This is a genomic window from uncultured Phocaeicola sp. (assembly GCF_948499155.1).
Classification (GTDB): Bacteria; Bacteroidota; Bacteroidia; order Bacteroidales; family Bacteroidaceae; genus Phocaeicola; species Phocaeicola faecalis.
In genome coordinates this window covers 97,753-111,708 of sequence record NZ_CAOOSE010000009.1, presented here as the reverse complement: position 1 = coordinate 111,708, position 13,956 = coordinate 97,753, and the positions used below count along the sequence as shown (strand labels likewise).

9 protein-coding genes are annotated in these 13,956 nt (G+C 41.6%); 6 read left to right on the top strand and 3 right to left on the bottom strand.

Features of this window, described 5'->3' with window-relative positions:
- The first annotated feature begins 89 nt into the window (after positions 1-89).
- Positions 90-1,619, top strand: a complete 1,530-nt coding sequence (locus tag QYT14_RS09080) for a peptide MFS transporter (RefSeq protein ID WP_237037785.1) — start codon at positions 90-92, stop codon at positions 1,617-1,619.
- A gap of 113 nt (positions 1,620-1,732) precedes the next feature.
- Here QYT14_RS09080 and QYT14_RS09075 read toward each other — a convergent pair whose 3' ends face one another.
- A complete protein-coding gene (locus QYT14_RS09075; protein WP_288324516.1) occupies positions 1,733-3,058 on the bottom strand; it encodes an ATP-binding protein in 1,326 nt (441 codons plus the stop codon).
- Complete coding sequence (locus QYT14_RS09070; protein WP_288324517.1) at positions 3,046-4,386, bottom strand: sigma-54 dependent transcriptional regulator; 1,341 nt, start codon at positions 4,384-4,386, stop codon at positions 3,046-3,048. The genes QYT14_RS09075 and QYT14_RS09070 overlap by 13 nt, the downstream gene beginning before the upstream one ends.
- Before the next feature lie 281 nt (positions 4,387-4,667).
- On the opposite strand from QYT14_RS09070, the gene QYT14_RS09065 reads away from it, so the two are divergent.
- Genes QYT14_RS09065 through QYT14_RS09050 form a run of 4 tightly spaced genes read left to right on the top strand, consistent with a single transcriptional unit; the run spans position 4,668 to position 12,356 of the window.
- Complete coding sequence (locus QYT14_RS09065) at positions 4,668-6,977, top strand: FtsX-like permease family protein (RefSeq protein ID WP_288324414.1); 2,310 nt, start codon at positions 4,668-4,670, stop codon at positions 6,975-6,977.
- Between the two features lie 20 nt (positions 6,978-6,997).
- Positions 6,998-7,672, top strand: coding sequence for an ABC transporter ATP-binding protein (locus tag QYT14_RS09060; RefSeq protein WP_237037783.1), 675 nt, complete (start codon positions 6,998-7,000; stop codon positions 7,670-7,672).
- Positions 7,673-7,690: 18 nt separating this feature from the next.
- Complete coding sequence (locus QYT14_RS09055; RefSeq protein WP_288324415.1) at positions 7,691-10,012, top strand: FtsX-like permease family protein; 2,322 nt, start codon at positions 7,691-7,693, stop codon at positions 10,010-10,012.
- 43 nt (positions 10,013-10,055) lie between these two features.
- Positions 10,056-12,356, top strand: coding sequence for an ABC transporter permease (locus QYT14_RS09050; protein ID WP_288324416.1), 2,301 nt, complete (start codon positions 10,056-10,058; stop codon positions 12,354-12,356).
- Positions 12,357-12,429: 73 nt separating this feature from the next.
- On the opposite strand, the gene QYT14_RS09045 is transcribed toward QYT14_RS09050, so the two are convergent.
- Entirely contained in the window at positions 12,430-12,867 is a 438-nt protein-coding gene (locus QYT14_RS09045) for a hypothetical protein (RefSeq protein WP_288324417.1), read from the bottom strand.
- Between the two features lie 260 nt (positions 12,868-13,127).
- Here QYT14_RS09045 and QYT14_RS09040 point away from each other — a divergent pair, with 260 nt between their 5' ends.
- The gene (locus QYT14_RS09040) at positions 13,128-13,676 is read left to right on the top strand and encodes a flavodoxin family protein (RefSeq protein ID WP_288324418.1); all 549 of its coding nucleotides are present in this window, start codon (positions 13,128-13,130) and stop codon (positions 13,674-13,676) included.
- Positions 13,677-13,956: the final 280 nt, after the last annotated feature.

Here is a 13,956-nt window from a genome sequence, read left to right as displayed (position 1 = left end):
CTTTCGTGGTTCTTTTTTTTTCAGATTGACTAAAAGTTATATCTTTGCAAAAAATCAATATTAACTATTAATTATAAATCTTATTACTTATGTTTGAAGGACAGCCTAAAGGCTTATACGCATTAGCTCTCGCCAATACCGGCGAACGCTTTGGTTATTACACAATGCTTGCAGTTTTTGTATTATTCCTGAAAGCGAATTTTGGATTTTCTCCGGAGGTATCAGGAGCTATTTATGGTACTTTTTTGGGATTAGTTTATTTCCTTCCTTTTTTGGGCGGTATCATGGCCGACCGTTTCGGTTATGGCAAAATGGTGACTATCGGTATTATCATCATGTTTCTGGGATATTTGTTCCTCTCTTTGCCGTTAGGTAGCGGAACCCTGGCTGTTGCCGGTATGGGTGGCGCTTTGCTGCTTGTCAGTTGCGGTACCGGTTTGTTTAAAGGAAACTTGCAGGTAATGGTCGGAAACCTGTATGATGCTCCGGAATATGCAGCTAAACGCGACTCTGCTTTTTCTATTTTCTATATGGCTATCAATATCGGTGCTCTTTTTGCCCCGACTGCTGCTGTTGAAATTATGAAATATGCTCAAAATTCATTGGGAGTCAGTGAAGGAGCTTCTTATCACTTTGCTTTTGCTGTTGCGTGTGTTTCCCTGATTCTTTCCATCGCTATTTATTATGCATTCCGCAGTACTTTCCGTCATGTAGAGGGTGGTAGTAAGGATGCAGGCAAGAGCAGCCAGAAGGCAGGAAGTGAGGAAATATCAGCAGCTGAGACAAAGGAACGCATCATTGCACTTTGTCTGGTATTTGCGGTAGTAATTTTCTTTTGGATGGCATTCCATCAGAATGGTTTGACACTGACTATGTTTGCTGACGAGTTTACAGCTAAAAGTTCTACCGGTTTGGAAAGTATGGCATTCGATGTAACTAACCTGTTACTGTGTATCTTTATCGTTTATGCTCTTTTCAGCCTGGTACAAAGCAAGACAGGCAAAGGAAAGGCTATTTCTGCATTGGTTATTATGGCAGCTGTCGGCGGATTGATTTATAAATACAGCACTTTACCCGAATCAACAGCGGTTGCCGCACCTATTTTCCAACAATTCAATCCCTGCTTTGTAGTAGCTCTTACCCCGGTATCTATTGCTTTGTTCGGTTATTTAGCTAGAAAAGGAAAAGAACCTTCTGCACCGCGTAAGATTGCATTAGGTATGTTGGTAGCTGCCGTAGGTTTCTTGATTATGGCTATAGGTTCTTTCGGTCTGCCCAGTTCAGGTGAACAGGCTGCGGCAATGGCCGACGGTACTGCTACTTTAGTATCTCCCAACTGGTTAATTTCTACTTATCTGGTACTTACCTTTGGTGAATTGTTACTTTCTCCGATGGGTATCTCATTTGTATCGAAAGTGGCTCCTCCCAAATATAAAGGTATGATGATGGGTGGTTGGTTTGTAGCTACTGCCATTGGTAATATGCTGACAGCCGTAGGCTCATGGTTGTGGGGTACCACACTTCCCTTGTGGCAAGTATGGAGCGTATTTATCATTCTGTGTCTGATTTCGGCATTGTTTATGTTCTGCATTATGAAGAAATTGGATAGAGTAGCTTAAGAGATAGTTTGCCGGTTTGTTCCGGCAGAATAAAGAAAAGGCTGTGTCCCGGATATTTATATCTTTCGACACAGCCTTTTTTATATCCTTATCCGAACCATGTCCGGAAGGTTTCAACTAAATACCAGCGCGAATGTGGTAGCCTGTCCCTCTTCCTTATAAGGCAACAATGTCAATGTACCCCCACTAAGCCTCATAATCTGTTTGCTTAAACTCAGACCGATTCCGCTTCCGTCTTCTTTGGTGGTAAAGAAAGGAATGAAAATCTGTTCAGCCGCTTCCGGGTCGATAACCGGACCATTATTGGCAATTTCGATATGTACGCTTTCCTGCTCGTCACAATATGCTTTCAGGGTAATCCGTCCGTCCGCTGCGTTACCAATTGCTTGAATGGCATTTTTAAGCAGGTTGGTCACCACTTGAGCAATGAGGTTCTCGTCGGCAAAGACAATCAAATCGTCTTCTGCTTCATGCAGGAAAATGCTGATATGAGGGCAAGGATGCTGGTGACGCGCCAGCTTTATCATTCTCTCGAGGAAGGGACGTACATAGAACAGTGAAGGTTCCGGTGAAGGAAGACGCGTCAGTTTGCGATAAGACATCACAAAATTAATCAGCCCTTTGCCTGTCGTGTGAATCGTTTCCAACCCTTGGCGCATCTCCTCATTCTCTGCTCCCGGCAATTGCAATAAGGTTTCGCTCAATGAAGTGACAGGAGTAAGAGAGTTCATAATCTCATGAGTAAGGACACGGGTAAGCCGAATCCATGAATCAATCTCTCGCTCGTCCAACTCACGGTTGATATCGCTGAGAGCAATAATGCGCAACTCCTCATTCTTGATATGGATGCCCGACACACGCAATGCCAAATGGATGGTACCGCGTTCTGTATTGAACTGTGCCTGCAACTTATCTCCCGGAAGAGCTTCTTCCATCACTCTTTTCAGTTCGTCAGAAATGCGGGACAATTGTTTGATATGTGTAAAGACATCCATGCCCAACAGTTGCATTGCTTTCTTATTCTTTTGATAAACAGAACCTTTACTGTTCAGTACAACAATACCTGTCTCTACAAAGTCAAGAATAAGCTCATAGTACTTTTCACGTTGCGCCGTTTCCTGTTTTACGTTATACAAGATACGTGCAATGCGGTTCAGCATCATGTTGACCAATGAATTGTCTTTGTCGGGGGTATGTTCGTAGAATCGCACAGCCGGGTCGTCATTCTCAATGGCATCGAGCAGAAAAGCCACTTTTCTTGTATTATAGGTATACAAGCGATGAAACCAATATATTGAAATGAAAAACAGGGGAACAACGATACATAGCCATAGCCAGTTATGCTGCATATACAGCCATACACCCATTACCGTCAATGCAATGACAACAAGCAGACGGAAAATAAAACTAGCGGTTATCTTTTTTATCATAAACCAAATTTCTTCATCTTGTTATATAGAGTCTGACGCGTAATTCCCAATTGTGCAGCTACGGCCGAAAGATTTCCGTTGCATTTTTCCATGGCTCTTTGAATCATCTGCAACTCCATTTCCTCCAATGTAGAGACGGTCGCTTCGGCAGGAGGTGTACTGGCTTTGCGGGGAAAATGGAAATGTTCGTCACTCAGTATCCCATCTTCGTTAATGATGACCGCCTTCTCAATAGCGTGTTCCAATTCCCGGATATTTCCATACCAGGGATGCTCGCGCAGCTTGTCTTTCGCAGAGGAGGAAAGAATGATATTTCCTTTGTCATACTGTTTGCAGAAACGGTCGATAAACCGTTCGGCAAGGGGGATAATATCCTCCTTTCGGTCGCGCAAAGGCGGTATTTCAATATGAATGGTATTGATTCTGTATAATAAATCCTCCCTAAACCTGCCTTTGAGTACCATCTCCTCCAGATTGCAATTAGTGGCGCAAATCAAACGGATATCTACAGGAATGGGTTCATTGCTGCCCACACGCACCACACTACGCTGCTGAATGGCAGTGAGGAGCTTGGATTGCAGGTGATAAGGCAAATTACCTATTTCATCCAGAAAGAGAGTACCTTCGTGAGCCGCCTCAAATTTTCCTTGCCGGTCGGAATGTGCATCGGTGAACGAACCTTTTACATGCCCGAACAATTCGCTTTCAAACAAAGATTCGGTAACAGCCCCCATATCTACTGTCACCATATTGCGTCGGCATCGTTCGGAAAGGGCATGAATTTCGCGTGCCAGCATTTCCTTTCCAGTACCATTTTCTCCGGTAATCAGGATGTTTGCATCCGTTTGGGCTACCTTTTCTATCAGTGTCCTCAACTGTTTCATGGCATTGCTTTCGCCCCAATACATAGATGACACCACCCGGTGGAGTTCCGCTTTTTTCTTTCCCTTAGAACTGTTTCGGCAAGCGGCTGACAGTGTATCCACCAATCGGGTGTTATCCCAAGGTTTTACGATGAAATCCGTCGCACCTTCTTTTATACCACGTACAGCCAAGTCAATGTCGGCATAGGCAGTAAAGAGCACGACAGGCAATGAGGGTTGCATTTTTTTTATTTCGTGCAACCAGTAAAGCCCTTCATTGCCGGTATTGAGTCCGCTACTGAAGTTCATATCGAGCAATACCACCTGTACATTCTCTTCACGCAGCACGGCAGGCAGCGTGATAGGTGAGGTGAGGGTAATGATACGTTCAAAGTTGTTCTTCAACAATAACTTGACGGCAGAAAGCACCCCTTTATTATCGTCTACCACAATAATGGTTCCTTGCATATCTATAATCTTTTTGTTTATTGAGGAAACAAAGATAAGTATTTGGCACCTAACCTCCTAGGCAGTGTCTAATAATTAGACACTGTTGTCCAATAGTTAGACACCCTTAGCCTGTCGTGAAATAACTAAAATGCTTATTTATAGAAAAGTATGACTTTGGCACGTTTTCTGCATTATTCTTTCAGAGAACGAATAGAAACATAAGTTTCTTATACACTTTAACGGGGCGCTCCGTTGCGAAACGCGGCCCTCCTTTTAAGATGAACAATAAAACAAAAAAATAAAATATGAAAGAACTTTATTATGTAATTCAGACATTGATTCACGGACGCGGGGCCAATCTTATAAAGATTGTCTCGCTGACTCTGGGTTTGACAGTCAGTATTTTAATATTCGCGCGCGAAGCCTTCGAGTTTAATTATGATACATGTTATGAAGATTCCGAATGTCTGGCTGCCGTGCAGATTGAGTGGAACCATAATGGAGAGAAAAGTACTGGATTTATGACCATGGGGCCCATGGCCGGTGCCATAGCCGAAAGTTTTCCCAAAGAAGTAGAGAGTGTTACAACCACACATTTCTGGTGGGGAGGAAGTTCTCTTTATAAAGACGGAGTCCGTTTCAGTCCGGGGATATTAGTGGCCGATAGTTGTTTCTTTACGACAATGAGAACCAGAATATTGCAAGGTCAAACTTCGGAGATGAAAAATCCTGATATACTATTTATCAGTCGGAGCTTGGCACAAGAAATGTTTGCGGGAGCTAATCCTATAGGTGAAACGGTATTATACAATAAGGGTATGCCCATGACTATAAAGGGTGTCTATGAAGATTATCCGGAAAACTCAACGTTCTATAACTTGAGAGTTATCGTGCCTTTAGCTACTGCACTGAGATATGGATGGGACTATTGGGGATGGAATGGAGGGGATAGCTATTATGCTTATATCCGCTTACGCCATCCTTCTGACATGGAAACGATAAATAACCGCATAGACCAAATGTTGGAGAAATATATTCCGCAAGAAGATAAAGACAACAATTATACTTGGTCGCTCCGCCTGATTCCTTTTTCTGATTTGAGACTGGCCAGAAATTATGACGGTATGGGCATTATCTGGATATTACTTATCTTGGCCGCTATCTTGCTGTTTACCGTAACATTGAACTATGTACTGATTTCTATTTCCTCATTGAGCCGCCGTGCCAAAACCATTGGCGTGCATAAGTGCAATGGAGCGTCAGGATGGGGAATCATGAAAATGTTCTTGTGGGAAACAGGGATTCTTATTTTCATCTCTGTTCTGTTGATGGCTTTCCTGATGCTCAATTTTAAAGAACCGCTTGAAAGGATGGCAGACGCCAGTCTAAGCGCCATGTTTACATACGAGAATCTGTGGGCTCCCGCCTGTGCCGTACTGTTTATCTTCATAGTGGGTGGTGTGCTGCCCGGACTGCAGTTCTCAAGGATTCCGGTTACACAGGTTTTCCGCAGATATACCGAAGGCAAAAAAGGCTGGAAACGTCCGTTGCTGTTCATTCAATTTACCGGCACGGCATTTATCTTTGCATTGTTGGCACTTGTATTGGTGCAGTCAAATCACATGACGAATATAGACCGGGGATTCAGTACAGAGCGTATGGCTTTTACATATTATTACTTCAGCAATCCGGAGAATGCACGTTCCACCTTCCAAAATTTACCTTACGTGGAATCTGTTGCGAGTAGCAGTCTGCCTTTGTATGAAGGAATGAGTGGCTGTTTGGTATCTACAGAAAGCGGAAAGCAATATAGTATGCGGGGCAATTCGATTGATAAGGACTATCTTTCGTCTGTGGGAATAAAACTGAAAGAAGGCCGTAACCTGCAACAGAAAGGTGAAATCGTAGTCAATCAAAAATTCTTGGAATTTATGCGTTGGGAAGAAAACCCTATCGGACGCCAAGTGCGTAACAATGATGAAATATTGGGGACTATTGTGGGAGTGACGGAAGACTTCCGCTCATCCAATCCTGTATTTGTACCGGAGGAACCGGTTGTCTTCCAATACCGTTCTGATTTTAGTGCTTGTCTGCAAGTGAAATTGAAAGAGCCGTTTGATGAGAATTTGAAGAAACTCAATGAAGATATGAAGACCATTTGGCCCGAGGGAGACTTGAACTTTGTACCCGAGTCACGAGCGATAGAACTACAACTCAGTACTGTGTCCGACTTCCGTAGCGTTGCTCTCATGGCCTCCATTACCATCCTTTTTGTTACCTTGATGGGATTGATAGGCTATATCAATGACGAGATGCAACGTCGCAGCAAAGAGATAGCCATCCGTAAGGTGAATGGGGCAGAGGCATCCTCCATTTTGCTCCTGCTTTCGAAAGATGTATTTTGGACCTCGATGCCTGCCGTGTGTATCGGAACATTGGGAGCCTGGTATTTGGGAGCCCTGTGGACCGACCAGTTTTCAGAAACGGTTGATTTCCCGATATACTATTATATCCTGATAGCTTTCATCTCTTTATTTTTTATCATCGGTTGTGTGGTGATAAAGACATGGAGAATAGCAAATGATAACCCGGTGAACAGTATTAAAAGTGAATAATCAAATAATAAAAAAAAGACATGATACAGATTGAAAATTTGAGTAAGGTGTTTCGCACTTCAGAAGTGGAGACTATCGCATTGAACCACGTAAGTATGGAAGTTAAAGAAGGAGAATTTGTCGCTATCATGGGCCCTTCCGGTTGCGGTAAATCTACTTTGCTGAATATTTTGGGATTGCTGGATAATCCAACCGAAGGAAGTTACAAACTGATAGACAAGGAAGTGGCAGGACTCAAAGAGAAGGAGCGTACACAACTCCGCAAAGGAGTGATTGGTTTTGTTTTTCAGAGCTTCAACCTGATAGATGAGCTGAATGTTTTTGAAAATGTAGAACTGCCTTTGACCTACTTGGGCATTAAGGCGAGTGAACGCAAGGAACGTGTTCTCGAAATTTTGAAGCGTATGAACCTCAGTCACCGTGCCAAGCACTTCCCCCAACAACTGTCGGGTGGCCAGCAACAACGTGTTGCCATCGCACGTGCCGTGATAACTAATCCGAAACTGATTCTGGCGGACGAACCTACCGGTAACTTGGACTCTAAGAACGGGGGCGAAGTGATGGACTTATTGACAGAACTGAATAAAGAGGGTACCAGCATCGTTATGGTAACCCACTCACAACACGATGCAAGCTTTGCTCATCGCATTATCCACTTGTTTGACGGTAGTATTGTAGCAAACGTCAAAGAGTAACAGCCAAATACAACCAAAATGAAACAACTATATTATGCAATCCAGACGATTCTTCACGGGCGCGGAAGCAATGTGACAAAAGTCATCTCCCTTTCACTCGGATTGACAATCGGCATTCTGCTATTCTCACAAATAGCTTTTGAATTGAGTTATGAGAAATGCTACCCCGATGCTGAACGTCTGGCTTTAGCACGTGAACTATTTATAGACTCCAAATCGGGGAAAATAGTGGGAGACGATGGAGATAATTATGATTATACATTATTCGCTCCTACAGCGGCAGCGCTGGCCGAAAATTTGCCGGAACAAATCGAAAGTGCCACTTGCATTTATCCCGATAATGCCTGGAATCTATATAAAGAGGACGAACTGCTGGATAATGTTAAATACTTATTGGCAGATACTTGTTTTTTCCAGACTTTAGGCATTCCGATGCTGAAAGGCAATGTGAAAGATATGGCCGTGCCCGGTTCGGGTTATGTGTCCGAAGGTTTTGCACGTAAATGCTTTGGCGATGAAGACCCGATAGGGAAAACACTTACATTGGATAAGCAACGTGAAGTGACCATACGGGGAGTATACAAGGAGATTCCCAAAAACACCGTATTTTATTGTGATTTGGTAATCTCTATCCACAACAAAGATGGTTATATAGCAGGCTATGGATGGAAAGGAAATGATGTATTTCTTTCATTATTACGTTTGCGTCATGCTTCGGATATTGAAATTGTGAATAAAAGGATTCAGAGTGTGATAGAGAAATACACATCAACCAGCTTTTATAATTTCATCTGTGAGTATAGTGCTATTCCGCTGGTTAACTACCATTTGGAAAGCCCGGACACAGTCAAACGTCTTGTTATATACGGTTTTTTGGGGTTTGCTATTTTCTTTGTTGCTATTATGAATTATATGCTGATTGCTATTGCTGCCATGAGCCGCCGGGCTAAAATGGTCGGCGTACATAAATGTAGCGGAGCAAGTACCGGTAATGTTTTCGGGATGTTCATGATGGAGACAGGCATCATTGTTCTTCTATCCGTTGTCATCAGTTTATTCATAATAATCAATGCACAAGAACTTATAGAAGATTTGCTGTCTGTTACCTTGCCTGCCCTTTTCACATGGGAAACCTTATGGGTACCTGCATTGACCATTCTTGTCCTGTTTGTTTTGGCAGGAGTATTGCCGGGAAGATTGTTTGCACGCATCCCCGTCACACAGGTGTTCCGACGATATACGAATGCGAAGAAAGGCTGGAAACGTTCTTTGTTATTTGTACAGTTTACAGGAGTCTCTTTTGTATTAGGTTTATTATTGGTAACCTTGTTGCAATATAATCATTTGATGAACCGCGATATGGGAATAAAAGTTCCGGGACTGGTTGCGGCCAATGTCTCTCTTCAACCGGAAGAAGCTGAAAACATAGCCGACAATATTCGTCGTCAGCCTATGGTGGAAAGTGTTGCACGCTCCACTTGCAATGTGATTGGTGAGTATTGGACGCGTCCGTTGGTGAGCAATAGCGGAGAACGCATCGGAAACCTGAATTGGAACTCGTGTACTTCCGATTATACAGATGTAATGGGGATAAAGATAATAGAAGGAAGCTCTATGAAAAATCCGGGAGATTTGCTGGTAAACGAAGAAGTGGTGCGTTTGATGAAATGGTCGGACGGAGCTGTTGGCAAGAAATTGAATAATTTTTCTGAGGCCGGAACCATTGTCGGAGTGTTTCGCGATGTACGTAACTTTACCTTTCTTCGTGAACAATCGCCAATTGCATTACTTTGTGTCAAAGATGCTACTAATACTTTCAATGTACGTCTCAAACAACCGTATGTGGAGAATAAGAAAAAACTGGATGACTTTGTGGCCATGACTTATCCGAATGTTTCTTTGCGGTTTGAACTGATAAGTGATATGTTGGATATGGTTTATAAAGATGTCTATCGTTTCCGTAATTCTGTGTGGATTACCTCGGGATTTATTCTTCTTATTGTTATTATGGGTGTGATAGGCTATGTGAATGACGAAACTCAACGCCGTTCTAAAGAAATCGCCATTCGCAAAGTGAATGGTGCGGAAGCTGTCGGTATTCTTCGTCTGTTGACTCGTGACATATTGAATGTATCGATACCCTCTGTATGTATAGGAACTTTAATTGCTTATTCTACCGGACGAGTATGGCTCGAACAATTCCCGGAGCAGATAAATTTGAATGTTTTATATTTTATTGGAGTTGCTTTGTGCGTAATGTCGCTTGTCGTGGCCTGTGTGGTAATCAGATCGTGGCACATTGCCAATGAAAACCCGGTAAAGAGTATCAAATCAGAATAAATCAGTAATTCGTATTTAGTCATAAATAAAACCCCATAATGCAATGAAACAATTGAAATATGCTATACAAAATGTCATTCGTGGAAAAGGCTCAAATATAGTCAAAGTGGTATCCATTACTTTAGGCTTGCTTGTGTCTGTTATTTTGATCGCTAAAGTAGCTTATGAATTAAACTATGATAATTTTTACCAGGACAATAAACACCTATATGTGGTAAAAACAGGATGGGATGGTGGAAAACCACTTCATGGTAATAATATTTATCCTACTGCTGCTACCATTGCCCGGCATTTTCCCAATCAGGTGAAAAGCTTTACAACGGTGACAGATACGTATGGGAAGATATCTCATGGCAATCATATTTATCAAAAAACCATTATCCAAACCGATTCACTTTTCTTCCAGACAATGGGTATTCCTTTATACAAAGGAAATGCGTTTGATTTGGCTAACCCGGATATGATATTCCTGTCCGAATCTTTTGCTAAGGAGATTTTTGGAAGTAATGACCCGATGGGGAAAACATTGTTATACAATATTGGTGGAGATTACCAGCCTTTTATTGTCAAAGGTGTTTTTGCCGATATTCCTCGGAATACAACATTGTATCGTCCGCAGGCTATTATTTCTATTGCTAATCGCACAAAATATTACAATGCCGGACTGGGGTGGAATACAGGTGGCAATTATCAGGCTTTTATCCGTCTGAAACATTCAAAAGAAGATGCGGAAATAATTAATGATGGCATTACTTCTATTGTTATGAGCCAGTATATGCCAATGGATCACTATGGCAAGTTTGGAGTAAAAGGTATAGATGTAATACTTTCTCCATTACGTGACCTGCATCTTGATAATGAGGATGTAGTGAAAATGCTTTATATTATGGGTATACTTGCGATAGCATTACTGTTTACCGCAACTTTGAATTATGTGCTTATTTCCTTTTCCTCGTTGGCCTATCGTGCCAAAGCCATTGGCGTGCATAAATGTAATGGGGCAGGAACAGGAAGCGTATTCGGAATGTTTCTGTGGGAGACAGCTATAATCATAGGTATATCTTTAGCACTAATTGCTTTTATTATTCTCAACTTCAGTGAAAAAATAGAAGAGTTGGTTCAGACACCTGTCGGAGATCTATTTGGTTTGCAAAACATTTGGGCTCCTGTTTTGGTTGTGCTGTTTTTGTTTTTGGTAGGTGGTTTTATGCCCGGCCGTTTTTTTTCTTCTATTCCTGTTACTCAAGTTTTTCGCCAATATACTGAAAATAAAAAACGCTGGAAATACCCATTGCTTTTTATACAATTTACAGGCACTGCTTTCTTGGTTGGAATGATGTGTGTAGTCTTTTCCCAATATCATTATACGATGTCGAAAGATTTAGGTTATAATATAGAACGGTTGGCTGCTGTATATGACTCGCATGAGCATGTGGACAATACACTCAGTTTACTTCATAATTTGCCTTATGTAGAAGGAGCGGCTACGGCAGAAGCAGAAATGTTAGGATTTCCGGCTCCTTATTCAGTGGATGATAATAGTGGCAATATGATTTTTACTCCACGCCTGACTTTTTTTGACCGAGAGTTTTTCAATTTTATAGGAATGAAACTAAAAGCGGGAAAGGCGCCAACATCCGAAGGCGAAATATTAGTCAACGAAGAATTTGTGCATGCCATGGGGTGGAATAACAATGGGGTAGGCGAATATGTACCTGAACATGGTACGGTAACAGGAATTTTGGATGGTTTCAGATTTGTTGATGCACCGGAGATGAAACCTGTCGAAATTCGTTTGAGCAGTGGACGTGGTAAGGTAATGCATGTGAGGCTGAAAGAGCCTTTTGATGATAATCTCAGACGTTTGAACGATGAGATGAAGAGACTTTATCCGCAAGATAATATACAGTTTACCTCTTATGCCGGAGAAATGGAAAGAATTTTCCATTCCAAACGTGTTTTTCGTGATTCTACCATCTTGGCTACTATTGCTATCTTAGCCATTACGCTGATGGGATTGATAGGTTATATTAATGATGAAATACGGCGTCGAAGTAAGGAAATAGCCATTCGTAAGATTAATGGAGCAGAAGTGAAGGGTATATTGCTGATGATGTCAACAGATATTACTCGTATCGCTGTTCCGGCTATATTGATTGGTGTTTTGCTTTCACATTATACCGGAGTGGTATGGAAATCACAGTTCAGGGATGTAATGGCTACTAGTTGGTTGCTTTATGCGGGTGTCTTCATTGTTGTATTGGCATTTATTGTCGGTTGTGTGATTATCAAGTCATGGCGAATAGCCAATGAGAATCCTATTCTCAGCCTGAAGAGCGAATAAATTATCTACAAGAAAGTACTGATACGGAAACGAGGCGACTGTCTTTTTTAACAGCCGCCTCGTCCTTTTTACCCTAATACCTTCCTTTAAAATAGACTTCCGTACCGTCAAGCAAACCACTTAGTGTATTGTCGCTCATCCAGATACGCTCAAAATAAGAGACGTCACCCGGTCCGTAGTTCATACGGATACATGTTTGTGTATTGTTATCCCAACTCCAGTCAAAGTAATATATGTCTTCAGTTACATAGCCATTTCGATATTCCACCCGTATATAGTCTTTTCCGGTACGGTTTTCATAAAAGTCCAATCGCTGGGTGTAATACTTTCCATCTTGTTCCCAACTTTCCTGCCATGTGCGGCTGCACAGTTCATGTGTCTTTCTATAATATACCTCACTATAATCATCGTTATCATACCAACTGTCTATTTCTACTTCGCATGAAGTCAAACTGAGCATGGCTACGACAAATGTCAATAGGCCGAAGTATTTCATTATCTTTGTTTTCATAATCCATTTGATTTTAGTTACTGTTTCTGTTTTTCTTATACTGCAAAAATAGAAGGGGAAAATGATACTATAAAGAGAATATTACTATTCGTATAGGGAATTTCCCTATTTGCAAGAGGAATTTGCGAATGTTGGATAGCAGGAAAGCAGGAATCGGGGTTATTTTATCTGTAAATTATCTACAAGAATTATGTGGCGGATAGTTTATCTTTGCAGTTGGAAAAGGAACAAAAATAACATAACTTTTAAAATGCGTAATTATGGCAAAGAAAGTACTGATATTATCTTCCAGTCCGCGTCGTGGAGGAAACTCGGATACGTTGTGTGACGAGTTTATGCGTGGAGCAATGGAAGCAGGCAATGAAGTGGAAAAGATATTTCTACGTGACAAAACAATAAATTACTGTACCGGGTGCAGCACATGCAGTCGTTACAATAAGCCCTGTCCGCAGAAAGATGATGTTGCTGAAATATTGGAAAAAATGATAGTGGCAGATGTAATAGTAATGGCAACTCCGGTTTATTTCTACACGATGAGTGCTCAAATGAAGACGTTGATAGACCGTTGCTGCGGACGTTATACAGAGATGAGCAATAAGGAATTTTATTTTATTGCCACTGCTGCAGAAGAAGACCGGAAGCTGATGGAACGTACGATTGATACTTTTCAAGGATTTTTGGACTGCCTGGAGAATCCGGTTATCAAAGGAGTTGTGTATGGCACCGGAGTTTGGCACACAGGAGAAATAAATGATAAACTGGCGATGCGGGAAGCTTATGAGATGGGCAGACACTGTTTGGAAAGTTGATGAGGATTTTCATCTCTCTCAAAAAGACTTAGGACTTTCTGAAAGACTTTGAGAAGCCTATCGTTCTACATAACAAACGTACTAAAAAAGGTCAGGCGATAATACCTTATAATAAAGGTTTACCGCCTGACTTTTTTAATATTTAGCTAATTTTTAAGCTTCTTCCACTGCTGCCTGGGCCACTTACGAACCTACATGACTATCAGATAGTTAAATATCTTTCGTAAGTGTTTTGTAAGTGATTCCTCACTAAAAATGCACAGACCGAAGAATTTTGGTA